The sequence below is a fragment of the Streptomyces sp. NPDC006193 genome (assembly GCF_040613915.1).
Taxonomy (GTDB): domain Bacteria; phylum Actinomycetota; class Actinomycetes; order Streptomycetales; family Streptomycetaceae; genus Streptomyces.
Map to the genome: position 1 here is coordinate 21750 of NZ_JBEXTB010000020.1, position 23742 is coordinate 45491.

Sequence of the window (23742 nt, forward strand, 5' to 3'; positions counted from 1 at the left end):
GTGGCCCCGGCCAGGAGGCCGAAGAGGTGGCGTTCGAGGACCCATCGGGAGCAGCGCCGGTCCCAGGCCGTCGGGCGCCGCCGGGGCCGCGTCCCCGGCGTGACCCTGCTCGGCGACGCGGCCCACCTGATGTCCCCCTTCGCCGGCGAGGGCGCCGACCTGGCGATGCTGGACGGCGACGAGCTCGCCGAGGCCGTCGCCCCCCACCCGGGCGACCGGGAGGCGGCCCTCGCCGCGTACGAGGAGGCACTCTTCCCGCGCGGCGAGGCGTCCGCCGGCGCGTCGGCCGCCGGCCTGGAGACGATGTTCGGCGAGAAGGGGCTCGAGCGGACGACCGGGTTCTTCACGTCCGTGCGGGACGGTGCGGGACGGCGGCTCCGCCCCGTACGACGGCGACGGCCGGGCGATGGCGATCTCATGCGACCGTGTCGAGGCGGGTGATCTGTTCGGCCACACTCCTTTCGATCGCAGCGGCGAGGGCCTTCGCCTGCTCGGCGCTCCCCGACGTGCGTTCGCTCGCACACAGCATGCGGACCTGGACGAGATGCGCCCGCAGACTCTCGGTGAGGAGACGGTCGAAGGTCTCCCCGGACACGGTCTTCGCCCTGCGCACCGTGTCGAGGCCGACCATCCCGGGCATGGTGTGGCCTTCGTGGGGGCGGGTGTCGGGCACGCCCGAGAGCCTCAACAGCTCGCGCAGGTCGCTGAGTTCGTCCCCGAGCCTCCTGTCCGTCTCCTTCGCCCAGGCGGCCAGGGCCGGGCGCCCGGCGCGTGCGGGCGCCAAGTCGGTGAGCAGCCCGGCCCGTTCGTCCATGGGGATCATCAGCTGGATCCACGCGGTGTCGGTGTCGTTGAAGGAGGCGGGCGCGGGACGGTCGGTCGCCGGCTGCGGGGCGCAGCCGGCGACCGCCAGGCCCAGGAGCAGGGCGGCCGCCGTCCGCCGGGTCAGAACGTTCCGGCGGAGTTGCACTTGGCGCTCTGCACGATGCAGTCCTTCACGCGCTGCCCGAGGGCCGCGGTGTCCCAGGCGTTGAAGAAGTCACCGTGGATGGACGAGGCCATGCCCGACGCCAGGGAGAACCCGTCGGCGCTGCCGCTGGTCGGGTAGCTGATGACGAACGAGACCGAGGGGATGGCCACCGGGTAGGCGCCGCTGCACTTGCCGTCGTAGGTGAAGGCGACGTGCGACTTGTGGTCCGGGCTGTCGAGGTGCTTGCCGTCCCAGCAGTCCGGGAAGACCAGCTGGTACACCAGCTTGGCGGTGGGGGCGCACAGCGGCCAGTTGCCGTCGGCGCTGCGGCCGGTCTCACCGCCCGGTCCGGCGCACCAGAACTGGTTGGGCGAGCCGGCCGGAGTGGCCACCTGCAGCTTGGCGTTGCCCGCGATCATGCGGAAGCCCTGCGGGAAGGGCACGGTCGCCGTGGGGTCGGGCAGCCGCGACCCGTAGTAGACGATCATCCCGTCGGGTTCGACCGCCTTGCCGCGCTCGTAGAGCGTGGGGATCCAGTAGGCGGAGAGGTCCTTGGCGGGCGTGCAGCTCGTGCCCGTGTTGCTCAGCAGGCTCTGGGTCGTGGTGAACGCGTCGGTGCTCTTGTTGCCGAAGAAGCTGTGCATGTGGGACGCGCCCGGCAGCCCGGGGGCGACGATCGGGTCGTCCGGCTTGGAGTGGCTGTAGGTGCAGGTGGCGTTGAACTCGGGGACGCGCACCGCGTTGGCGGGCACCGGCGCCGGGGTCATGGCCCGGAACTGGGTCAGCTGGGCCTGCCACTTGGCCTGGTCGATGTCGACCCAGCCCGGCGCGGGCTCGTCGCCGCCGCTGACGAACGAGAACCAGTTGATGTTGACGAAGTCGCCGGGCGTGGTGGCGCGCAGCACCGCGAACACGGTCTGGGGCCCGGTCGGGTGGGTGGTGACGTCGGCGCTGCGGGTCGCCCAGGTCTGCCAGCCTCCGGTGGGGCTGACCTGGATCACGGCGAGCAGGGGGCCGGTCAGGGAACCGGTGCGCAGTTCGACGGAACCGGTGCCCGTGGCGGAGGCCACGCGCGCCGACACCGTCAGCCGGCCGGCGGCCCCGAGGTCGACCTGGTCGAACCGCATCCAGTCGCCGTCGGCGAGGTAGGCGGCGTTCTGCCCGCCGCCCTGGTCGGCGGTCGTCTCCAGGGTGACGCCGGACTGTGCCGCGTAGGACTCGGCCTGGACGGTGATCGTGGCGGCCCGCGCGGCGGGGGCGCCGAGGGTGATGCCGAGGGCGGCGGCCAGGGCGATCGCCAGGGCACCGACCAACACGGGAGAGAGGCGAAGGGAGTATCTGCGCATGTCACTTCCTCATCGGAGGGGTGGGGCGTGGTGCGGCTGCGGTCCGGCCCGGAACGGAGGTGTCCGGGACGGAACCGACAAGGGGGCCGGTGCCGGCCGCGCTACTGGTACACGCGCACGTAGTCGACGAGCATCCGGGACGGGAACGGCGTGGACGCGTCGGTCGGGCCGGGCCAGTCCCCGCCGACCGCCAGGTTGAGGATCATGTAGTGCGGGTGGTCGAAGATCCAGGGACCGCGCGTGCGCTCCACCTGGTCCTTGTCGAGGGTGAACACGGTGCGCCCGTCGAGGCTGAAGACGATGCCCTTGCTGTTCCAGTCGGCGGCCCAGGTGTGGAAGTCGTCCGAGAAGTCGGCGCCCGAGGGCAGCCGGTACGGCGAGCCCATCCCGTTGCCGCCGTTGTAGGCGGGGGCGTGCACGGTCGAGTAGGCCGTCTTCACGTCCTTGCCGAGGACCTCCATGATGTCGACCTCGCCGTTGTACGGCCACGGACGGCCGGTGAGGAAGTCGGCGCCCATCATCCAGAACGCGGGCCACAGCCCGTTGCCCTTGGGCACCTTAACGCGGGCCTCGACGCGCCCGTAGGCGAACTGGAAGGTGGCGCCCGTGTTCATGCGGGCCGAGGTGTACTGGCAGGTGGTGCTGCCGGTCAGCGGGTCGGGCGGGCAGGCCCGGCCGGGGCTGGCCTCCTTGCGGGCCTCCATGACCAGGTGGCCGCCGCCGTCGAGCGCGGCGTTCCGGTGGTCGGTGTAGTACTGCAGTTCGCCGTTCTGCCCGGTGCCGGGGTCGGCCCGCCACTTGGCCGGGTCGGGTTTGCTCCCGGCGGCTCCGTCGAAGTCGTCGCTCCACACCAGCCGCGGCGGCTGCGCCGGGTCCGGCGGCAGCGGCGGCGCCGGGATCGGGGCGCCCCCGGTGCCGTACACCTGGAACTCCCACAGGGAGTAGCCGTAAGGGGTGGCGCGTTCGGTGCCGTACATCCGCACGTAGCGTCCCGTGCCGGAGACGGCCAGGGTCTGCTTGAAGCCGGTGCCGGACGTGGTCGAGTAGACGGGCGTCCAGTCCGTGCCGTTGGACGACACCTGGATCTGGAAGGACTTGGCGTAGGCCGGGTCCCACTGCAGGACGACCTTGGTGATCTGCGCGGTCGCGCCGAGGTCGACGGAGATCCAGCCGGGGTCGGTCCAGCCGGTGGTGGAGCTGGTCGCCCAGCGTGAGGCGGGGTCGCGGTCGAAGGCCCGCGCGGGCGTGCACTCCCAGCAGTTCTGGTCGCTCTGCGAGGAGGAGGCCGCGCCTGTCTTCCCGTACGACAGCAGCGTGTCCCCGCCACCGCCGCCCGGGTCGCCGCCGGTGCCGTCGGTCCCGAAGACCTGGAACTCCCAGAGGGAGAAGCCGTATCCGGTGCCGCGCTGGGTGCCGTACATGCGGACGTAGCGGCCGGTGGCCGTCAGGGTCAGGTTCTGGGTGCCGCCGGTGCCGTCCGTCGTCTCGTGGACGGTGGACCAGGTCTCGGCGTCGTCCGACACCTGGATGCGGAAAGCCTTGCCGTAGGCGGCCTCCCACTGGAGGGTCACGCGGCTGATGCGGGCCGGCGCCCCGAGGTCGACCCTGATCCACTGCGGGTCGGAGAAGGCGCTGGACCAGCGCGTCGCCGGGTTGCCGTCGACGGCTCCGGGCGCGCCGAACGGGTCCTCGGTGCTGGACGCGACGACGGGCCGGCCCTGCGACAGCAGGGTCTCGGCGGCGTGGGCCCGGGGCGCGGGCAGGCTCAGGAGCGTGAGCAGGACGGCCGCGACGACGGCGGGTAAGCCGATGCGGCGGAGCAGGGGATGCACGGGCGACTCCTCAGTGGGGGGAAGGATGAGGGAGCGCTCCCTGAGGGGTGAGAATGGGCCGGTCCCGATGGACTGTCAAGGTTTTGAGCAACAGGCCCGTAACGCCCTTGACGCACAGGGTCGGTCCCGGGGAACGGTTCCTGAGATCCACTTCGGCGGTATGCACGACACCCCTCGACAGGCGCCCTGAGGAGCTCAGTCGACGGCGAGTTCCCCTGCCGGGGCGCGGAGAAGGGCCCGTTGACATGCGGATCGGGCCGAGGTGATCCTGAGGGGAAACGCTCCATGGACTCGAGGACCGGGCACCGGTGATCGGAAGGCGATGAAACGACCCACGCTCGCGGTGGTCGCCGCGCGGGCCGGCGTGTCCAAGTCGAGCGTCTCCCGGGTCATCAACGGGGAGACCACCGTCGCACCGGAGATCCGGGACGTCGTCATGCAGGCGGTGCGGGAACTCGGGTACGTGCCGAACGCCGCCGCCCGCAACCTGGTCACCCGCCGCACCGACGCCGTCGCCGTGGTCGTCTCCGACCCGCCCAAGGGCGTGGTGTCCGACGACCCGCTGTTCTCCACCGTGGTGCGCACCGTCAGCCGGGAGCTGGAGGCCGTCGGCAGACGCGTGGTGCTGATCCTCGCCGAGTCCGACGAGAGCCGGGCCCGGGTGGAGCGGTACGTGGCGGGGGGTCATGTGGACGGCGTGATGCTCGTGGCGCTGCACGGCGCCGATCCACTGCCGGCCGCGCTCGCCCGCATGGGCCTGCCCGTCGCGTCCTTCAACCGCACCGCCGCGACGGACGTCCCGTACGTGGCGCTGGACAACGCGGGCGGCGCGGCGCTGGCCGTACGGCACCTGCTGGAGCGGGGCAGACGCCGGATCGCCACCATCACCGGACCACTGGACCTGTACGAGTCCCGTGAACGGCTCGAGGGGTACCGGGCGGCCCTGCGGGACACCGGGCGCCGCTCGATCGTCGCGCTGGGTGACTTCACCCGGGTGTCGGGCGCGGAGGCCATGCGGCAGCTCCTGGAGGACGACCCGGACCTCGACGCGGTGTTCGCGGCCAACGACCTCATGGCCATCGGGGCGTTGCGCACCCTGCACCAGGCGGGCCGCCGGGTCCCCGACGACGTGGCCGTCGTCGGGTTCGACGACATCGAAGCCGCCGCCTACACCACGCCCGCGCTCACCTCGGTGCGCAGTTCCATGGCCGAACAGGCCACCGCGACGGTGCGCCTGCTGCTGGCGCTCATCGAGAGCGGCCCGAGGAAGCCGGTGATCATGCCGAACGAACTCGTGGTCCGCGAGTCGAGCTGAACGGCGTACCAGGGGACGGGACGCCGACGGGTGACGGCGGCCGGCCGGTCCCCGCGGGGCCGCCGGCCTTCCGCTGTGCCGCCGGTCAGGGTGTGAACACCTCGTCCAGGCGGTCGATCGCCCCGTCGGCGCCGAGGTGGTAGGTGAAGACCAGCCCGCTGTTCGGGTGCGCCTCCAGCCAGTCGAGGAACTCCTGCACGCCGATGTGCTGGTTCTCGGTGCTCTCCACGATCGGCGTCGTGACGGTGATGTACGCGGCCTGGTCCATGGGGATGAAGGTCTCCTTGCCCACGGTCTCGAACGGCGCGCCGTCGGAGTCCGCGGGTGCGCAACCCCAGTTGCCGTGCCGGACGATGAGGCTCAGCGAGCCGCCCTCGGGGGTGTAGCGGTAGACCGCCACCTCGTCGGGCGAGATGGGCATCTTGTGGTCGCAGCCGCCGCCCGCCGGCTTCGAGGCGGCCGGCTCGGCCGGTGCCGGCGGCTTCGTCGGGGCGGTGGCCGAGGAAGGCGAGGAGGGCGCGGAGGGCGAGGAGGGCGAGGATCCGCCGCCGGCGCCCTTCGCGGGCCCGCCCGTGGGCGTGCCGACGGGGTCGGACCCGGCGGTGGCGGAGCCGGCCGCCTCGGCGCTGCCGGCCGACCGGGCGGTCGCCTTCTTCCCGCCGGCCGGCGGCGCGGCCGAGCCGTCGGCCCCGTTGCAGGCCGTGAGCAGCACCGCCAGGACGGCGGCGGACACACCGGCGACGGTCGCGCGGACCGCGGCGCCGGATCGGTGAGGGGCGGTCTTCCTGGTGGTGGGCACGGCGCGTCCTGTCTCGTGAAGGGCAGCCTGTGGGCGGGCTGTGTCGGTATCCGGGACGGACGATTTTCAGCCATCGCCCGGTTGCGGCGGCCACCGTTCGTTTCCCTCTCGTGACATGGGGCGGCCGCACGGCGCCGGGACGTCGGGGGGCGGCCGGTGAACCGGCGGATCGCGGGCAGACGGCGGGAGTGATCTTCGTCAGCCAGGGAGGGGGGCATCACCACCGTGACCACGCCCGCACGCCGCATACGGCCGGCCGGTCCCCTACGGGCGACCGGCCGCCGGCGGTTCGATCTGCGCGCGACCGCGCTGTCCTTCGGACTGCTCGCTCTCGCCCTGTGCGTCCTGGGGTTCGCCGTCCGCACAGCGGCCGAGGCCGTCGAGCGGCGCCCCGCCTGGGTGGCGGCGCTGTGCTTCCTGGGCACGGCCGCCGCCCTGGCGCTGCGCCGACGGCGACGGCGGCGGCACGCCGGTGCCGCCCGGGCCGCCCGGCAGGCCGCAGCGGCGCTGGAGGCGGGGACGGAGACGGCGCTGGAGGCACTGGAGGCACCGCCGGCGCAGGCCGTCCCGTCCCCGCCCGGGCCCGCGCGCACCGGCCCCCGGGACGGCGACGCCGTCACCGCCGCCCTTCCCGGCGCCACGCGTCCGCTGCCCGTCGACTACGACGCCCTCGACGCCGACGAGTTCGAACAGGCCGTGGCCGCGCTGTGCACACGGGACGGGTGCAGCGGCGTGGAAGTCGTCGGCGGCGCGGGTGACCTGGGCGCGGACGTGCTGGCCGTGGCCCCGGACGGGCGGCGGGTGGTCATCCAGTGCAAGCGCTACGGCGCGGGGCACCGGGTCGGTTCGCAGGACCTGCAGCGGTTCGGCGGCACCTGCTACACGGTGCACGAGGCGGACGTCGCGGTCCTGGTCACCACCAGCGACTTCACCGCGCCGGCCGCCGAGTACGCCGAGCAGTGCGGGATCGTGTGCCTGGACCGCTCCGGCCTGCAGGCGTGGAGCGACGGCACCGGCCCGGAACCCTGGAGGCTCGTGGACGGCGCCGGTGAGGACGTCACCTGCTGACACGCCGTGGCCGGATCGGACGCGTCAGGTGGGGGGCGCCTGGACGCCGGGGCGGAACTTCGGGACCCGGACCGTGATCTTCGTGCCCGCTCCGACGCCCGTCTCGACGACCAGGCCGTAGTCGTCGCCGTAGACCTGGCGCAGCCTGCGGTCCACGTTGCTCAGCCCGATGCCGGTGGACGGGCCGGCCGTGCCGTGCAGGATCGCGCGCAGGCGTTCCGGTTCCATGCCCACGCCGTTGTCCTCGACGACGACCCGGGCCTCGGTCCCCTCGTCCTCGGCGACGATCGTGACCCTGCTGCGCTCCACCGCCTCCTCCAGTCCGTGCTTGAGGGCGTTCTCGACCAGGGGCTGCAGGCACAGGAACGGGAGCGTCACCGGCAGCACCTCGGGGGCGATGCGGAGGGTGACCTCGAGACGGCGGCCGAACCGGGCGCGGGCGAGCTCCAAGTACTGCTCGATGGAGCGCAGTTCCTCGGCGAGGGTGGTGAAGTCGCCGTCGCGGCGGAACGAGTAGCGGGTGAAGTCGGCGAACTCCAGCAGCAGTTCGCGGGCGCGTTCGGGGTCGGTGCGGACGTAGGAGGCGATGCTCGCCAGCGAGTTGTAGACGAAGTGCGGCGAGATCTGGGCGCGCAGGGCACGGACCTCGGCCTCGTGTGCGCTGGAGCGGGCCCGGTCCAGGTCGGCGAGCTCGAGGTCCGCGGAGAGCCGGCGGGCGGCCTCCTCGGCGGCCCGTACCGGCACGGCCGGCTCCGCGCCCGCGAACACGGCGAGCGTGCCGACGGCCGACCCGTCGGCGGTCAGCGGGACCAGGACGCCCCACCGGACGGGGCAGCCGTCGTCGTCGCAGGACAGGGTGAGGGCGCGGGTGCGCGGGGACGGGGCGAGCCGGGCCGAGAGCTGGTCGCGGTGGTGCTCGGCGGCACCGTCCCAGACCAGCACGGAGGTCTCGTCGGCGAGGGCGAGGGCGGGGACGCCGAGGAGGGGGCGCAGCCGGCGGGCCGCCCGGCGGGCCGTGTCGGGCGTCAGCCCGGCCCTCAGGGGCGCGGCGGCGAGCGCGGCGGCGTGCAGGGCGTGGGCGAGGGCGCGCGTGCCGTCGGGGCCGGCCGCGTGTTCCTGCTGCCGGCGGGCGGCCCCGTGCCCGAGAGCGGTTCCGAGGGCGAACAGCGCGAGCCCGGCCAGTACGAGGGCCGCGGTGACGAGCACGGTCATGTACGGCACACCCGGCCGTGGCGCGCGGGACGAACGGGCACGGGGACCTCCTCGGTCGGAGACGGACGGGTCAGGGGGCCGGCCGGAGCGGGACGGCCGGTCCGGGAGACGGCTGTTCGGGAGACGGCTGTTCGGGAGACGGCTGTGTCGGGACGGCTGTGTCGGGACGGCTGTGCCGGGACTGCCGTGCCGGGACGGGGCGGTCGAGGGGGTGAGGTCTCCTTCGGGGGCGGTCGGGCGGAAGGCGGGCCGGGAAGCGGGCGCCGGTTCGCGGGGCGGGGGCCGCTCGGCGGGCCGGTCAGGTGCGGGGCGGGGGCGGTTCGGGCAGGTGGAGGCGGGCCATCGTGGCGGCCGTGCCGGGGGGCACCCGGTCCCGGGTGGCCAGGGAGGTCAGCACCATCGCCGCGAACCCCACGGGTACGGACCACACCGCGGGCCAGGCCAGCAGGGTGTGCAGCCAGCCCGAACGGGCGCCGCCGGCGATGGTCGCCGTGACCGCGGTGAGCGCGGAGCCGCCGCCGAGGACCAGTCCGGCGATCGCCCCCGGCGGGGTCAGCCCGCGCCACCATATGCCGAGGATCAGCAGCGGGCAGAACGAGGAGGCGGACACGGCGAAGGCGAGCCCGACCGCGTCGGCCACCGGCAGCTCGCCGACCACGGCGCCGGCGGCGGCGGGCACCGCGACCGCGGGCAGGGTGGCGAGCCGGAAGTGCCGTACGCCGAGGGTGGGCAGCACGTCCTGGGCGAGCACGCCGGCCACGGACAGGGTGAGCCCGGAGGCGGTGGACAGGAACGCGGCGCAGGCGCCCCCGGCGACGAGGGCCCCGAGCAGATCACCGGCGGGGCCGCCGACCAGCCGCTGCGGCAGCACCAGCACCGCGGCGTCGGTGTCCCCGGTGAGCAGCAGGTCGGGCGCGTACAGCCGGCCCAGCACGCCGTACAGGGGCACCAGCAGGTAGAAGGCGCCGAGCAGGCCCAGCACGATCACGGTGGTGCGGCGGGCGGCGCGGCCGTCGGGGTTGGTGTAGAAGCGGACGACGACGTGCGGCAGGCCCATCGTGCCGAGGAAGGTGGCCAGGATCAGCCCGTAGGTGGCGTACAGGCTGTGCTGTTCCCGGTCCGAGGAGAGGGGTCTCGCCCAGCTGGAGGAGGCGGTGCGGCCGAGACCCCGGTCCGGCAGCGGGACGCGGGCCCCGGCCGGGAAGCGCAGGGTGGTGTGCGTGCCGATGCGGTGCCGGCCCTCGGCCAGGGTGAGCGGACCGCCGTGGACGGTCCGGCCGTCCACGGAGCCGGACACGGTCACGCGGACGGGTTCGCGCACGGTGACGGTGACCGGCCGGTCCAGGCGCACCTCGGCCGGGCGGTGGAGGACGGGCCGGTCGTCCCAGGCGGGGACCGGGGCGCGGTCGGCGCGCCAGGCGAGGAGCAGGAACGCCACGGGCACCAGCAGGGCGGTGAGTTTCAGCCAGTACTGGAACGCCTGGACGAAGGTGATGCTCCGCATCCCGCCGGCGGCCACCGCCCCGCTCACCACGGCCGCGACGACCAGGCCGCCGGACCAGCCGGGCGCCCCGGTGAGGAGCCGCAGGGTCAGCCCGGCCCCGCGCAGCTGGGGCAGCAGGTAGAGCCAGCCGATGCCGACGACGAGCACGCCCGCGATCCGGCGGACCGCCCGGGACTCCAGCCGGGCCTCGGCGAAGTCCGGCAGGGTGTAGGCGCCGGAGCGGCGCAGCGGGGCGGCGACGAAGGCCAGCAGCACCAGGAACCCGGCGGTGTAGCCGATGGGGAACCACAGCATGTCGGCGCCCTGGGCGAGGACGAGTCCGGCGACGCCGAGGAAGGAGGCGGCGGACAGGTACTCCCCGCTGACCGCGAAGGCGTTGAGCCGGGGGGCGACGGTGCGCGAGGCGACGTAGAAGTCGGAGGTGGTGCGGGAGATGCGCAGGCCCAGCGCGCCGACCAGGACCGTGGCGAGGACCACGGCGGTCACGCCCGCGATGCCGTACGTCCGGTTCACCGGCCGGCCCCGGCGGTTCGTCGGCGCATGGTCAGGGGCGTTCCGCGGAGGCGGGCGTGCCGGTCTCGTTGCGCTCGGCCCGGCGGACGTACCAGGCGCCGATGCCCAGCAGCACGGGGTAGGGCGCGACGCCGAGCAGGAGCCAGACGGCCGGCGGGACGCGGGGCGCGGCGCCGGCGGGCGGCAGGAGGCGCAGGACGACGGGGAGCAGGCCCAGCAGGGCGGCGAGCAGCGCGGTCGCGGTGAGGGCAGCCCGTATCTGACGGCGCATCAGGGCGCGGACGGCTCCGTCGTCGCCCGGTGCGCCGGGCCGGGGCCCGGGCGCGGGCGCCGGGCGCGGCGGGGTACGGCCGGCGGCGGGGGCGTGCGGCCGTGCGGTGACCACTTCTCTGCGAGGGACGGATTCCGCACCCATCACGCACTCCCCGACGCCGCGGTGATCACCTTGTGTGCGGCGAGTGTACGCAGCGGGCCACCGGTGAGACACCCGCCGGACCGAATCGGCACACGTCCGTCACGCGCGGTTCGCGCCCGGTGGTTCAGCGGGCCCGGCCCGCCGCGCGGCTGGCAAGCAGGTCGCGCAGTTCCCGGGCGTTGCGCCGGCTCACGGCGAGGATCCGGTCGCCGATCCGGACGGTCAGGTTCCCGCCGTCGAGGCGGAGTTCCTCGATCCGGCCGAGGGCGACGAGCCGGCTGCGGTGGATCCGCACGAAGCCGCGGGAGCGCCACTGGTCCTCCAGCGTGGACAGCGGTATCCGCACCAGGTGGCTGCCGTGGCCGGTGTGCAGCCGGGCGTAGTCGCCCTGGGCCTCGACATAGGCGATGTCGGCGACGGGCACGAACCGGGTCACCCCGCCCAGTTCCACGGGGACCTGGTCGCCGAGGGCGGGCGCGGGCGGCGGGAGGGCGGCGGGGCGGGGTCCCCGGCCGGCCCGCACCAGGTCGGCGACCCGCCGCACGGCCTCGGCGAAGCGTTCCTCGCGCAGCGGCTTGAGCAGGTAGTCCACGGCCTTGAGGTCGAAGGCGCGGACGGCGAAGTCCTCGTGGGCGGTGACGAACACGATCAGCGGCGGCGCGGCCAGCCCGCCCAGCAGGCGGGCCAGTTCGAGGCCGTCGAGGCCGGGCATGTCGATGTCGAGGAAGACGACGTCGAAGCCGTCCGGGCCGTCCGGGCCGTCCTCCATCGCGCGGCTGAGCCGGCGCAGCGCCTCGGTGGCGGCCGGCGCGGGCACGGCCGTGCCGACCCGCGGGTCCTTCCCCAGGAGGTACAGCAGTTCCTCCAGCGCGGGTTGCTCGTCGTCCACCGCCAGGACGCGCAGGGGCGCGCAGGTCGCGCTCATGTCCGGCCGGCTCCTCACGTCCTCGACGGCTGCTTCCTGGGGACATGGTGGTCCCGTCGGCCGTCACCGTCGAGATCGCGGACGGCGGTGCGTCCCGGCGGCCCCCGGCGTGCCGGCGTGCTCCCGGGCGGCAGCGGTCGCCGTCACCCCTCGGACAGCAGGGCGGTGAGGATCCGGTCGGGGGTGAGGGGCAGGGTGCGGAAGCGGATGCCGGTGGCGTGGTGGACGGCGTTGCCGACGGCGGCGGCGGTGCCGACGATGCCGATCTCGCCGATGCCCTTGCCGCCCGGGGGGTTGAGGTGGGGGTCGTCCTCGTCGATCCAGTCGGCCTCGATGTCGGGGACGTCGGCGTGGACGGGCACGTGGTAGGAGGCGAGGTCGGTCTCGGGGAAGTCGCCGAACGCGGGGTCCAGGGTGCTGCCCTCGGTGAGCGCCATGCCGAGGCCCATCACCATGGCCCCGGTGAACTGGGAGCGCGCGGTGCGGGCGTTGAGGATGCGTCCGGCGGCGAAGACGCCGAGCAGCCGGCGGACCCGCACCTCGCCGGTGACGGTGTCGACGGCGACCTCGGCGAAGTGGGCGCCGAACGCGTGCCGCGCGTAGGGGCTCTCGGCGTCGGCCTTCCCGGTGGTGTCGGCGTGGACCGTGAGGCCGTCGGCGGGCAGCGGGCCGCGGTGGGCGGCGAGCCGGGCCGCCAGCTCGGTGCACGCTTCGTGGACGGCCCACCCCCAGGAGGCGGTGCCGGAGGAGCCCCCGGCGAGCGGGGCGGGCGGCAGGTCGCTGCGGCCGACCTCGGTGCGCACGCGCTCCAGGGGGACGCCGAGGGCGTCGGCGGCGACCTGGGCGAGGACGGTGCGGGCGCCGGTGCCGATGTCGGCCGCGTTGACCCGGACGGTGAAGGCGCCGTCGGGCAGCGCCTGGACGGCGGCGGCGGACGGGGCGACCTGCACGGGGTAGGTCGCGGCGGCCACGCCGGTGCCGAGGAGCAGGGGGCCCTCGCGGCGCACGCCGGGGCGCGGGTCGCGGCCGGCCCAGCCGAAGCGGCGGGCCCCTTCGCGCAGGCACTGCACGAGGTGCCGGCTGCTGAACGGCTTGCCGCTGCCCGGCTCCCGGTCCGGTTCGTTGCCCACGCGCAGCTCCACCGGGTCCGTGCCGAGCGCGTCGGCGAGTTCGTCCAGGGCGGACTCCAGGGCGTACATGCCGGGCGCCTCGCCGGGGGCGCGCATCCAGGACGGGCTGGGCACGTCGAGCGGCACCACGTGGTGGGAGCTGCGCAGGTTCGGGGTGGCGTACATGACGCGGGAGACGACCGCGGCCTGCTCCACGAACTCCTTGACGCGGGAGGTGTGGGTGGTCACCTCGTGCAGCAGGGCGGTGAGCCGGCCGTCCGGGTCCGCGCCGAGCCGCAGCCGCTGCACGGTGGGCGCGCGGTGGCCGGTGGCGGTGGGCAGGTGCCGGCGGGCGTAGGCGAGGGTGACGGGCCGGCCGGTGTGCCGTGCGGCCAGTGCGGCGAGGACGACGTCGGGGCGTGGGGTGCCCTTGGCGCCGAAGCCGCCGCCGACGTGCTCGGCGACGACGGTGATGTGCTCCTCGGGCAGTTCGAAGAGCCGGGCGAGCACGGACCGCACGGCCGTGCCGCCCTGGGTGGAGGTGTACACGGTGAGCCGGTCCCCCTCCCAGTGGGCGGTGCTGGTGTGCGGCTCCAGGGGGTGGTTGTGCAGCGGCGGCACCCGGTAGGTGGCGTCCACGCGCACGCCGGCCCCGGCGAAGGCGGTGCGCGGGTCGCCGTGCTCGACGCGGGCGGGTCCGCTGCTGACCTCCTCCGGCTCGTAGCCGTGCGGGCTGCCCGGGGCGAGGTCGACGTCGTGCGGCGCGGTGTCGTAGGCGACCCGGACGGCCCGGGCGGCGGCGCGGGCGGCCTCCGGGGTCTCGGCGACGGCCAGGGCCACGCACCAGCCCCGGTGCGGCACGTCCGGGCCCTGGAGCACGGCGAGCGTGGCGTCCTCGGGTTCGGCGACGCGGGGTGCGTCGCCGGGGGTGAGGACGGCGAGGACGCCGGGCAGGGCGAGGGCGGCGGAGGTGTCGACGCCGGTGACCCGGCCCCGCGCGACCGCGGCCGGCACGGGCCAGGCGTGGGCGCGGCCGGGCAGGGCGTACTCGGCGGCGTAGCGGGCGGCGCCGGTGACCTTCTGACGCCCCTCCCGGCGCTCGGCGGGGGCGCCCAGGGCGGTGCCGGCCGTGCCCGGCCTGCCGGTCGCCCCGGTCGTGCCCGGCGTGCCGGTCGTGCCTGGCGTGCCGGTCGTGCCGGTCGTGCCTGGCGTGCCTGTCATGGGGTCCTCCTGTGACGGCTCAGGCCGCTGCGGTCTCCGGGGCGAGACGGTTCAGGACGTCCAGGGCGAGGTTGCGGGCGAGGGGCACCTTGTAGGCGTTGTCCCGCAGCGGTTCGGCGTGCGCGAGTTCGAGCGCCACGGCTCCTTCGAAGGCGGCCGGGGTGGCGGGCGCGCCCAGCAGGGCCAGTTCGGTGTGCCGGGCCCGCCAGGGCCGGTGGGCGAGCCCGCCGAAGGCGACCCCCACCTGGTCCACGATGCCGTCCGCGACCCGCAGCACCACGGCCACCGAGGCGAGGGCGAAGGCGTACGACGCCCGGTCCCGCGCCTTGCGGTAGGCGGACGGGACGCCGGCCGTGGCGGCCGGGAGCCGCACGCCGGTGATCAGTTCGCCGGGGCGGATCCAGGTGTCCCGCTCGGGGTGCTCGCCGGGCAGCCGGTGGAAGTCGGCCACCGGCAGGCGCCGGGCGCCGTCGGCGCCGTACAGCTCGACCTCGGCGTCGAGGGCGGCCAGGGCCACCGCCATGTCGGAGGGGTGGGTGGCGATGCACCGGGCGGAGTGGCCGAGCACCGCGTGGTCGCGGTGGACGCCCTCGCGGGCGCCGCAGCCGCTGCCCGGCTCCCGCTTGTTGCAGGGCTTGTCCAGGTCCTGGAAGTACGGGCAGCGGGTGCGCTGGAGCAGGTTGCCGCCGGTGGTGGCGGCGTTGCGCAGCTGTGCGGAGGCGCCCGCGAGGAGCGCCTGGGACAGCGCCGGGTAGCGGTCGCGGACACGGGGGTCGGCGGCGAGGTCGCTGTTGCGGACGGTGGCGCCGACCCGCAGGGAGCCGTCGGGCAGTTCCTCGACGGCGTCCAGCGGCAGCCGCCCGACGTCGATGACCGCGGTGGGCTGCTCCACACCGAGTTTCATCAGGTCGACCAGGTTGGTTCCGCCGGCGAGGTAGCGGGCGCCGGGGTGGGCGGCGTACGCCTCGGCGGCCTCCTCGACGCTGCCGGGCCTGAGGTAGGCGAAGCCGTTCACTCGATCACGTCCTCGATCGCCTCGACGATGCGGGGGTAGGCGCCGCAGCGGCACAGGTTGCCGCTCATCCGCTCGCGGATCTCCGTCCGGTCCAGCGGCACGGGCCGGCCGGAGGGGGCCGCCGGGTCGGTGACGTGGGAGGGGTGGCCGGCGGCGGCCTCGGCGAGCATGCCCACGGCGGAGCAGAGCTGCCCCGGGGTGCAGTACCCGCACTGGAAGGCGTCGCGGTCCAGGAAGGCCCGCTGCAGCGGGTGCGGGTCCTCTCCGGCGCCGCCGAGGCCCTCGACGGTGGTGACCTCGCTGCCGTCGAGGGCGACGGCGAGCAGCAGGCAGCTGTTGACGCGGCGTCCGTCGACCAGCACGGTGCAGGCCCCGCACTGCCCGTGGTCGCAGCCCTTCTTGGAGCCGGTGAGTTCCAGGTCCTCGCGCAGCAGGTCGAGCAGGACGCGCCGGTGGTCGACGAGCACGGTGCGGGGTTGGCCGTTGACCCGGAGGGTGACCTCGGAGCGGTGGCCGGGCTGGTGCGGGCTGGTCATGGCAGGGGTGACCTTCCTACGGGCGGTGCTGCCGTGCAGACCGCGTATCCAGGCAAGGGGGGCTCACACGTCCCAGCCGGCCGTCGCACCCGACCGGGTCATCCTGCCGGTGACGTCCGCGGTGTCCGCGGCGGGCGGTGCGCTCACCCGGACGGCACTCCCGGAGTCCGAGAAGCGCAGCACGGTGGTGCTCGTCACCGCGGTGTCCTCCCGGCCCGGCGTCCGGTGCTTCGGCGGGTGCAGGGCGAGCCGCACGCTCTCCTGCCGCACCCGGCCCCGTGCGTCCAGCCACAGGTCCACCGGCACGGCGGACGTGCCGAGCTGCCGGCCCGAGGGCCTCTCGTGGACCACGCCGTCGACGACGCGCTGTCCGCCGGTGGTGCCCTGCGAGGTGAGCGTGGGGCGGCCGGCGCCGGCCCGGGCGGGCGGGGTGGCGCCGGCCGGCCGGGCCTGTGCGTGCGCCGGGCGCACCCGGCCCGGTCCCGGTCTCCCCGTCCGGTGCCGCTCACGCCGGCCGGGTCACGGGGGCACCGGCGCAGGAGGCCCGGCCCGTTCAGGCGGTCGGCACCTCGTCGTCCCGCTGGGCGAACTGCGTACGGTACAGCTCGGCGTAGCGCCCGTCGGCCGCCAGCAGCTCCTCGTGCGTACCCCGTTCCACGATCCGCCCGGACTCCACGACGAGGATCTGGTCGGCGGTCCGCACGGTGGACAGGCGGTGGGCGATCACCACGGCGGTGCGGCCCTCCAGGGCTTCGGTGAGGGCCTCCTGCACGGCCGCCTCGGAGGTGTTGTCCAGGTGGGCGGTGGCCTCGTCCAGGACGACCACGCGCTGGCGGGCCAGCAGCAGCCGGGCGATGGTCATGCGCTGGCGTTCGCCGCCGGAGAGCCGGTAGCCGCGCTCGCCGACGACCGTGTCCAGGCCGTCGGGCAGGGACCGTACGACGTCGGCGAGGCGGGCGCGGCGCAGGGCGTCCCACAGCTCGTCGTCCGTGGCGTCCGGGCGGGCGAGGGCGAGGTTGGCGCGGACGGTGTCGTGGAAGAGGTGACCGTCCTGGGTGACCATGCCGAGGGTGGCCCGCAGGGACGCCGCGGTCAGGTCGCGTACGTCCACCCCGCCGATGCGGACGGCGCCCGCGTCGACGTCGTACAGCCGCGGCAGGAGCTGGGCGATGGTCGACTTCCCGGCGCCGGAGGAGCCGACGAGGGCGACGGTCTGCCCGGGCTCGGCGCGGAAGGAGACGCCGTGCAGGACCTCGGAGCCGCCGCGGGTGTCCAGTGCGGCGACCTCCTCCAGGGAGGCGAGCGAGACCTGGTCCGCCGACGGATAGGAGAAGCGGACGTCCTCGAACTCGACGGCGACCGGGCCCTCGGGGACCTCGCGGGCGTCGGGCCGCTCCTCGATGAGCGGCTCGAGGTCCAGCACCTCGAAGACCCGCTCGAAGCTGACGAGCGCGCTCATCACCTCGACCCGGGCCCCGGCGAGCGCGGTCAGCGGGGCGTACAGCCGGGTCAGCAGCAGGGCGAGGGAGACCACCGCGCCGGGCTCCAGGGTGCCGCGCAGCGCGAACCAGCCGCCGAGGCCGTAGACGAGGGCCAGGGCGAGGGCGGAGACCAGGGTGAGGGAGGTGATGAAGACCGACTGGGCGGTGGCCGTGCGCACGCCGATGTCCCGGACCCGGCGGGCGCGGGCGGCGAACTCCGCCGACTCCTCCTCCGGGCGGCCGAACAGCTTGACCAGGGTGGCGCCGGGGGCGGAGAAGCGCTCGGTCATCCGGGTGCCCATGGCCGCGTTCAGCTCCGCCGCCTCCCGCTGCATGCGGGCCATCCGGCTGCCCATGCGCCGGGCGGGCAGCACGAACACCGGCAGCAGCACCAGCGCCAGCAGGGTGATCTGCCAGGACAGGGTGAGCATCACCGCGAGCGTGAGCAGCAGGGTGACCAGGTTGCTGACGACGCCGGAGAGGGTGCTGGCGAAGGCCCGCTGGGCGCCGATCACGTCGTTGTTCAGACGGCTGACCAGCGCGCCCGTCCGCGTACGGGTGAAGAACGCGACGGGCATGCGCTGCACGTGGTCGAACACAGCGGTTCTGAGGTCGAGGATGAGTCCCTCGCCGAGCGTCGCCGACAGGCGGCGCCCGAGGATGCCGAGCCCCGCCTCCACGAGGGCGACCAGCGCGATCAGCAGGGCGAGCCGGACCACCGTGCCGGAGTCGTGCCCCGCCACGATCGCGTCGACGACCCGGCCGGCCAGCACCGGGGTCGCCACGGCGAGCAGTGCCGTCACCACCCCGAGCAGCACGAACCGGGCGATGCCGGAGCGGTGCGGGCGGGCGAACGCGGCGATGCGGCGCAGCGTGGCGCGGGCGAGGGGGCGGCGCTCGGACTGCGCGTTCATCACGCTGTGCAGCTGGGTCCATGCGGTGGTCTCCATGCTCATGGGAAGACCGTAGAACCTCAAGCTTCGTCGAGGTCAATGGCCGCGGTCCGCCACCCCCGCGCCCCCCGGCCGGCCGCGGGGGCGCGGGGTCCGGTCAGCCGGTGCTCACCCGTAGCTCTCCGCCCCCGGGGTCGACGCGCTCGTGCCAGCGTCCGGTGAGGACGAGGGTGCGGTGGGGCGGGACGGTGCCGGCGGCGAGCCGCTGGCGGTGCAGCAGGCGGCCGTCCTGGTGGACGTGGAGGACCGGGCGGGTCAGCGGGGCGCCGGTGCGCAGGATGTGGCGGGCGGGCGGGGCCGTGGGGGTGACGCGGTTCGGGGCGATCCAGCGCAGCGGCGCCTCCACGGTGACCGGCACGCCCGGCTCCGGCCAGGGCGCGCCCGCCAGGTGCTCCAGGACGGCGCCGGCCGCCCGGGCGCCCTCGCGCGCGGCGGTGCCGGCGGGCTCCACGGCGTGCAGGAGGTTCCCGGCGGCGAAGACGCCGGGCCGCGAGGTGTGCAGGGAGGCGGGCACGGCGGGGCCGCGGGTGCCGGGGTCCAGGGCGAGGCCGCCGCGCCGGGCGAGTTCGTGGTCGGGGACGAAGTCGCCGGTGAACACGATCGTGTCGCAGGGCAGTACGGCGGTACGGCCGTCGCGGTGCCGGACGCGGACGCCGGACAGCCGTCCGTGGCCGAGGAGTTCGGTGACCGTGGTGCCGGTCAGCAGCGGCACGCCGTGCAGCAGCCGGGACGCCTGGGCGCGGACGCGGCCGGTGCGGGCGCGCGGGTGTTCCGTGACCAGGGCGACGACCTCGGTGCCGGCGGCGCGGAGGGCGCCGGCCGCCGCGTAGGAGACGTCCTCGGCGCCGGCCACGACCGCGCGGGCGCCGATGCGCTGCCCGAACAGGTGCACCGCCTGCTGGAGTTCGCCGGTGGTGTAGACGCCGGCGGGGCGCGTGCCGGGCACCAGCCGGGCGGTGCGCGGGCGTTCGCGGGCGCCGGTGGCGAGGACGACCGCGCGGGCCTCGACGGTCTCCGGCCCGCCCGGGCCGACGGCGTCCAGCACCGGTCCCGCCGTCGCCCAGTCCAGTGCCGTCACGCCGGTGCGGAGGCCGGCGCCGGCCCGTTCGGCGGCGTCCGTGAGCAGCCGGGCGTAGCCGGGGCCGGTCAGCGGCCGCGTCCAGGTGCCGAAGCCGCCGTGCGCGCAGTGCCGGGGCACTCCGCCGGGCTGCGCCTCCCGCTCCAGGACCTCGACCCGCCCGGCGCCGGCGGCGGCCAGCCGCGCGGCGGCGGCGAGTCCGGCGGGACCGGCGCCGACGACGAGGACGTCGACGCGGCGGGGTGTCGTCATGTGCCGCTCCCTTCTCCGGTGCCTGCGGACGGCCCCCGTTCGAACAGCTCCCGTACCGCCGCCCCGCAGTAGAAGCCCTGGCAGCGGCCCGCCCGGGCGCGGGTGCGGCGGCGCAGGCCGTCCAGGGTGCGGGGCGGGAGCGGACCTGCGAGGGCGTCGCGGATCTCGCCGCGCGAGACGCGCTCGCAGTGGCAGACGAGGGCGCCGTACGCGGGATCGGCGGCGATGAGTTCGGGCCGCTGGTAGGGGCGCGGGAAGCCCTCGCCGAGGTTGGGCATGGTCACCGGCTCCGGTTCGCGGACCGGGCCGAGGTCGAGGCCCGTGCCGGCGAGCAGGCCGGCGACGTGGGCGGCGATGGCCAGGGACGCGGTCAGGCCGGTGGAGCGGATGCCGCCGACGGTGACGTACGCCTGCTCGGGGTGGGCCGTGATGCGGTAGTCCTCGTGCTCGGTGGCGGCGCGCAGCCCGGCGTAGACGGCGGTGACCTCCTCGTCGAGCAGGGCGGGCAGGATGCGCCGGCCCTTGTCCCGCAGCGCGGCGAGCCCGTCGGCGGTGGAGCCGGTGGCCCGTTTGTCGTCCAGGTCCTCGGCGGTGGGACCGAGCAGGACGTTGCCGTAGACGGTGGGGGCGACCAGGACGCCCTTGCCGAGGGCGGTCGGCACGGGCAGGAGGATGTGCCGGACGAGGGGCCGGGCGAGCTTGTCGTACACCAGCAGCTGGCCGCGGCGGGGGGTGACGGTGAAGTCCTCGTGGCCGAGGGCGCGGTCGAGGGTGTCGGCGTGCAGTCCGGCCGCGTTGACCAGGTGGCGGGCGTGCAGGGCGCCCCGGCTGGTGGCCAGCCGGTGCCCGTCCCCGCGTGTCACGCCGTGCACGGCGGTGTTGAGGTGCAGGTCGGCGCCGGCGCGCACCGCCTGGGTGGCGTAGGCGAGGGTGGTGCTCCAGGGGCAGATGATGCTCTCGCCGGGGACGTGCAGAGCGCCGAGCGCGCCGGGACCGAGGTGCGGCTCGCGTGCGTACAGCGCCTCGGGGCCCAGCAGGACGGTGCCGGGGCATCCGTTGCGCGCCGCCTTCTTCGCCAGCCGGGGCAGTGCGGCGAGCTGCTCCTCGTCCCAGGCGACCAGCAGCGCGCCGACCCGCTCGACGGCGATGCCGCTCGCGGCCGCGTAGGCGCCGAGCCGCTCGTACCCCTCGCGGACCAGGCGGGCCTCCAGCGTGCCGGGGGTGGCGTCGAAACCGGTGTGCAGGATCGCGGTGTTGGCCTTGGAGGTGCCCTGGCCGACGTCGTCCTGGGCCTCGAGGAGGGCGACGCGCAGGCGGGGCCGGCGGGCGAGTTCGCGGGCGATGGCGCAGCCGACGACGCCGGCGCCGACGATCGCCACGTCGTACACCGTCGCGGGCAGCGGCCCGTCCGTGGTGACGGTCACGGGCCGAGCAGGGCCGCTACGGCGGTGCGGAAGCCGGCGCGGCGTTCGGCGGCCTCGTCGGCCGGGATGCGGGGCTCGTACACGGCGGCGGGCCTCCGGTCGGGCAGGGCGTCCTCGACGGCGAGCGCGGGGTCCGCGCCGAGGCGGGCGAGGACGGCGGCGCCGAGCGCGGTGGCGTCGGGCAGCGCGGACACCTCGACAGGGCGTTGCAGCAGGTCGGCCTGGGTCTGCATGAGGAGTGCGGAGCGGGTCAGGCCGCCGTCGGCGCGGAGCGTGTGCAGCGGGGCGCCGAGGTCGGCGGCGGCGGCGTCGGCGAGTTCGGCGACCTGGGCGGCCAGGCCCTCGCACAGGGCGCGCACGAGGTGGCCGGGGGTGGTGTCGAGACCGAGTCCGGTGAGGGAGCCGCGCAGGTCGCCGCGCCACCAGGGGGCGGCGAGCCCGGCGAGGGCGGGGACGAAGGTGACCCCGCCGCTGTCGGGGACGGCGCCGCCGACGGGATCGAGGTCGGCGGCGGAGGAGATGACACCGAGGTCGCTGAGCCAGCGCACCGCGGAGGCGGCCGTGTAGACCTGGCCGTCCAGGCAGTAGGCGGTGCGCCCGGCGAGCCGCCAGGCCACGCAGGCGGCCAGGCCGGAGCCGCCGCGCCGGGGGCGGTCGCCGGTGTGGGCGAGCAGGAAGGCGCCGGTGCCGTAGGTGCACTTGGCGGCGCCGGGTGCGGTGACCCGCTGGGCGAGCAGCGCGGCCTGCTGGTCGACGATCAGGCCGGTGAGGGGGATCTCGGGGCCGAAGGCCCTGGTGACGCCGACCGGCCCGGCGGCGTCGGTCACCTCGGGGAGGCGTTCGCCGGCCAGTCCGTACAGGTCGAGGGCGCGCGGGGACCAGGCGACGCCGTCCAGGTCCAGCAGCTGGGTGCGGCCCGCGGTGGCGGCGTCGGTGACGAAGGCGCCGGTGAGACGGTGGACCAGCCAGGCGTCGGAGGTGGTGACGACGCCCTCGCGGGTGAGGTGCCGGCGGATCCAGGCCATCTTGGGCGCGGCGAAGTACGGGTCGAGGGGCAGGCCGGTGAGCTGCCGCAACTCCTCGGCGTGCGGGGCGAGTCCGGCGCAGACGGTCTCGGCGCGGCGGTCCTGCCACACCAGGGCGTCGGTGAGCGGGCGGCCGGTGGCCGGATCCCAGGCGAGGACGGTCTCCCCCTGGTTGGCGAGGCCGAGCGCGACGACGTCCTCGCCTGCCTCGGCGAGCGCACGGCGGCCGGCGTCGACGACCGAGGCGTACAGGTCGTCCGGGTCCACCTCGACCCGGCCGCCGGGCAGGTGACGGGGGCGCACCTCGGCGGCGGCGGCGCCGAGGACGCCGCGCTCCGGGCAGACGACGAGCGCCTTGGTGCCGGACGTGCCCTGGTCGACGGCGAGCACCGGCCCCCTCATCGTCCGTCCTCCGCTGCCGGCCCGAAGATCACCGCGCCAGCCTGCCGTCGCACCGGGTCCCGCGTCAAGGTTTTCCGGCGCCGGTCACGCCGCCCGGTCAACTGACGCATCGAAAAGTTGAGTTGGCAATGATGTACGGCGGATCGGGCACCTCTATAGTGACCGCCGACCACCCGAGACATCTCCATCAACGCCCAGGGGAGGGCTGTTGCCACGTCACCCCGCCGCCCCGCCCGTGCGCCAGTGGCCCGGGGCCGACGGCTGATGGCCAGAGACGGAGCCCGCCCCTCCTACGACCCCGCCGGCCCGGACGACGCGCTGCGCGCCGCCCTCCAGGACCTGCGCACCGGCCGCTGGATGGCCATGCGCACCCTGCTCGCGGACACCACGCAGTGGTGGCAGTGGACCCAGCGCACCCAGATCCTCGCGGCGGCCGCGGCCGGCACCGACGTGGTGCGGGCCTGGCTCGCCGAGGAACCGGACAGCGTCCACGCCACCGTGATGCGCGCCCGGATCGGTGTGGAGCGCGCGCTGCGGGCCCGGCGCGAACAGCACCGCCGTACCCATGAGTTGTGGATCGAGGCGTGGGACGCCGCGCAGTCCGCCACCACCGCCGCCCCGCAGGACCCCGTGCCCTGGGTGTGCCTGCTGGCGCTGGCCCAGCTCGATCCGCAGCAGCGCTGGGAGGAGCACCGGGCCGCGGCGCCCGAGCCGATGCTGCCGCCGGGCCCCTGGGGGCTGCTGGCCGAGGCCGGCAGGCGGGACCCGTACAACCGTGAGGCCCACCACCGGATGCTGCAGTTCCTGTACGTGCGCGGCGGTTCGGGCCGGCTCGCGGAGGCCGCCGGGTACGCGCAGTGGGCCGCCGGCCAGGCGCCGCCCGGCTCCGCGCTGCACCTGCTGCCGCTGTACGTCAGGGTCGAGCGCTACCGCCGGGACAGCGGGCACGACGCGGCACTGGACCTGCACTGGGTGGCGGAGGAGGCGGCCCGTGAGGCGCGGCGCGCCCTGCACTCCTGGTTCGAGCACACGGACCGCGCCGAACGGTCGCTGCCGGACCTCAACCACCTGGCCCACGCGCTGTGGGGCTCGCTGCAGTTCCGTGAGGCGGCCCGGGTGTTCGAGGCGATCGGCCCGTACTTCACGCCTCCGCCCTGGATGTACCGCATCCCGGACCGGGACCGTGCCGTGGAGGTCTTCCTCCAGGCCCGGGACCGCTGCCGGGCCGCCGGGGGCGGCTCGGGCCCCTGACGCCGCCGCGCGGACCGGCCCCTCGGGTCCGCGCAACGGCGGACGGGACCCGTTCGCCGGGCGCGCCGCCCGACGGTCCGGCACCGGCCGGCGGTT

General features: G+C 75.7%; 19 protein-coding genes and 1 pseudogene. 4 read left to right on the forward strand and 16 right to left on the reverse strand.

Annotation, left to right across the window (positions count from 1 at the left end; all coding sequences use genetic code 11):
- Positions 1-345: pseudogene (locus ABZ261_RS19070) on the forward strand (FAD-dependent monooxygenase); the annotation flags it as partial.
- Positions 346-415: 70 nt separating this feature from the next.
- On the opposite strand, the gene ABZ261_RS19075 reads toward ABZ261_RS19070, so the two are convergent.
- The 3 genes from ABZ261_RS19075 to ABZ261_RS19085 form a co-directional block, all read right to left on the reverse strand.
- Positions 416-970, reverse strand: a complete 555-nt coding sequence (locus ABZ261_RS19075; RefSeq protein ID WP_356860568.1) for a DUF305 domain-containing protein — start codon at positions 968-970, stop codon at positions 416-418.
- The gene (locus ABZ261_RS19080) at positions 946-2286 is read right to left on the reverse strand and encodes a DUF1996 domain-containing protein (protein WP_356860570.1); all 1341 of its coding nucleotides are present in this window, start codon (positions 2284-2286) and stop codon (positions 946-948) included. The genes ABZ261_RS19075 and ABZ261_RS19080 overlap by 25 nt, the downstream gene beginning before the upstream one ends.
- 131 nt (positions 2287-2417) lie before the next feature.
- Positions 2418-4148: a discoidin domain-containing protein gene (locus tag ABZ261_RS19085; RefSeq protein ID WP_356860572.1), complete on the reverse strand. Its 1731-nt coding sequence runs from the start codon at positions 4146-4148 to the stop codon at positions 2418-2420.
- Positions 4149-4470: 322 nt separating this feature from the next.
- On the opposite strand from ABZ261_RS19085, the gene ABZ261_RS19090 reads away from it, so the two are divergent.
- Complete coding sequence (locus ABZ261_RS19090) at positions 4471-5463, forward strand: LacI family DNA-binding transcriptional regulator (protein ID WP_356860574.1); 993 nt, start codon at positions 4471-4473, stop codon at positions 5461-5463.
- A gap of 85 nt (positions 5464-5548) precedes the next feature.
- Here ABZ261_RS19090 and ABZ261_RS19095 read toward each other — a convergent pair whose 3' ends face one another.
- Positions 5549-6262, reverse strand: coding sequence for a hypothetical protein (locus ABZ261_RS19095; protein WP_356860576.1), 714 nt, complete (start codon positions 6260-6262; stop codon positions 5549-5551).
- A 225-nt stretch (positions 6263-6487) separates the two neighbouring features.
- Here ABZ261_RS19095 and ABZ261_RS19100 point away from each other — a divergent pair, with 225 nt between their 5' ends.
- Positions 6488-7330, forward strand: coding sequence for a restriction endonuclease (locus ABZ261_RS19100; protein WP_356860578.1), 843 nt, complete (start codon positions 6488-6490; stop codon positions 7328-7330).
- A gap of 24 nt (positions 7331-7354) precedes the next feature.
- On the opposite strand, the gene ABZ261_RS19105 is transcribed toward ABZ261_RS19100, so the two are convergent.
- The 12 genes from ABZ261_RS19105 to ABZ261_RS19160 all read right to left on the reverse strand — a co-directional run bounded on the left by ABZ261_RS19105 (position 7355) and on the right by ABZ261_RS19160 (position 22395).
- Complete coding sequence (locus ABZ261_RS19105; protein ID WP_356860580.1) at positions 7355-8542, reverse strand: histidine kinase; 1188 nt, start codon at positions 8540-8542, stop codon at positions 7355-7357.
- 298 nt (positions 8543-8840) lie between these two features.
- Complete coding sequence (locus ABZ261_RS19110) at positions 8841-10559, reverse strand: cation acetate symporter (RefSeq protein WP_356860582.1); 1719 nt, start codon at positions 10557-10559, stop codon at positions 8841-8843.
- Positions 10560-10590: 31 nt separating this feature from the next.
- Positions 10591-10830: a hypothetical protein gene (locus ABZ261_RS19115; RefSeq protein WP_356860584.1), complete on the reverse strand. Its 240-nt coding sequence runs from the start codon at positions 10828-10830 to the stop codon at positions 10591-10593.
- A gap of 268 nt (positions 10831-11098) precedes the next feature.
- Positions 11099-11899 (reverse strand): LytTR family DNA-binding domain-containing protein, encoded by an 801-nt coding sequence (locus tag ABZ261_RS19120; protein WP_356860586.1) that lies wholly within the window; start codon positions 11897-11899, stop codon positions 11099-11101.
- 143 nt (positions 11900-12042) lie between these two features.
- On the reverse strand, positions 12043-14229 hold the full coding sequence (locus ABZ261_RS19125) for a xanthine dehydrogenase family protein molybdopterin-binding subunit (RefSeq protein ID WP_356860588.1): 2187 nt from the start codon (positions 14227-14229) through the stop codon (positions 12043-12045).
- Positions 14230-14248: 19 nt separating this feature from the next.
- Entirely contained in the window at positions 14249-15244 is a 996-nt protein-coding gene (locus ABZ261_RS19130) for a xanthine dehydrogenase family protein subunit M (RefSeq protein WP_356860590.1), read from the reverse strand.
- Positions 15241-15780 carry a 2Fe-2S iron-sulfur cluster-binding protein gene (locus tag ABZ261_RS19135; protein WP_356860592.1) on the reverse strand — a complete coding sequence of 180 codons (540 nt, stop codon included), beginning with the start codon at positions 15778-15780 and terminating at the stop codon, positions 15241-15243. Before ABZ261_RS19135 ends, ABZ261_RS19130 begins: the two co-directional genes overlap by 4 nt.
- Before the next feature lie 63 nt (positions 15781-15843).
- Positions 15844-16251, reverse strand: coding sequence for a hypothetical protein (locus ABZ261_RS19140; RefSeq protein WP_356860594.1), 408 nt, complete (start codon positions 16249-16251; stop codon positions 15844-15846).
- 82 nt (positions 16252-16333) lie between these two features.
- Complete coding sequence (locus ABZ261_RS19145; RefSeq protein ID WP_356860727.1) at positions 16334-18211, reverse strand: ABC transporter ATP-binding protein; 1878 nt, start codon at positions 18209-18211, stop codon at positions 16334-16336.
- Positions 18212-18311: 100 nt separating this feature from the next.
- Entirely contained in the window at positions 18312-19544 is a 1233-nt protein-coding gene (locus tag ABZ261_RS19150) for an FAD-dependent oxidoreductase (protein ID WP_356860596.1), read from the reverse strand.
- Positions 19541-20968, reverse strand: a complete 1428-nt coding sequence (locus tag ABZ261_RS19155) for an NAD(P)/FAD-dependent oxidoreductase (protein WP_356860598.1) — start codon at positions 20966-20968, stop codon at positions 19541-19543. The genes ABZ261_RS19150 and ABZ261_RS19155 overlap by 4 nt, the downstream gene beginning before the upstream one ends.
- On the reverse strand, positions 20965-22395 hold the full coding sequence (locus ABZ261_RS19160) for an FGGY family carbohydrate kinase (RefSeq protein WP_356860600.1): 1431 nt from the start codon (positions 22393-22395) through the stop codon (positions 20965-20967). The genes ABZ261_RS19155 and ABZ261_RS19160 overlap by 4 nt, the downstream gene beginning before the upstream one ends.
- Positions 22396-22659: 264 nt before the next feature.
- Here ABZ261_RS19160 and ABZ261_RS19165 point away from each other — a divergent pair, with 264 nt between their 5' ends.
- On the forward strand, positions 22660-23646 hold the full coding sequence (locus ABZ261_RS19165; protein WP_356860602.1) for a hypothetical protein: 987 nt from the start codon (positions 22660-22662) through the stop codon (positions 23644-23646).
- Positions 23647-23742 lie beyond the last annotated feature (96 nt).

Bases quoted from the DNA above. Each gene is read 5' to 3' on its own strand.
- ABZ261_RS19105 (WP_356860580.1), bottom strand. From the start codon at position 8,542: ATGACCGTGCTCGTCACCGCGGCCCTCGTACTGGCCGGGCTCGCGCTG.
- ABZ261_RS19135 (WP_356860592.1), bottom strand. From the start codon at position 15,780: ATGACCAGCCCGCACCAGCCCGGCCACCGCTCCGAGGTCACCCTCCGG.
- ABZ261_RS19160 (WP_356860600.1), bottom strand. From the start codon at position 22,395: ATGAGGGGGCCGGTGCTCGCCGTCGACCAGGGCACGTCCGGCACCAAG.
- ABZ261_RS19120 (WP_356860586.1), bottom strand. From the start codon at position 11,899: ATGAGCGCGACCTGCGCGCCCCTGCGCGTCCTGGCGGTGGACGACGAG.
- ABZ261_RS19165 (WP_356860602.1), top strand. From the start codon at position 22,660: ATGGCCAGAGACGGAGCCCGCCCCTCCTACGACCCCGCCGGCCCGGAC.
- ABZ261_RS19115 (WP_356860584.1), bottom strand. From the start codon at position 10,830: ATGCGCCGTCAGATACGGGCTGCCCTCACCGCGACCGCGCTGCTCGCC.
- ABZ261_RS19145 (WP_356860727.1), bottom strand. From the start codon at position 18,211: ATGGAGACCACCGCATGGACCCAGCTGCACAGCGTGATGAACGCGCAG.
- ABZ261_RS19125 (WP_356860588.1), bottom strand. From the start codon at position 14,229: ATGACAGGCACGCCAGGCACGACCGGCACGACCGGCACGCCAGGCACG.
- ABZ261_RS19090 (WP_356860574.1), top strand. From the start codon at position 4,471: ATGAAACGACCCACGCTCGCGGTGGTCGCCGCGCGGGCCGGCGTGTCC.
- ABZ261_RS19150 (WP_356860596.1), bottom strand. From the start codon at position 19,544: ATGACGACACCCCGCCGCGTCGACGTCCTCGTCGTCGGCGCCGGTCCC.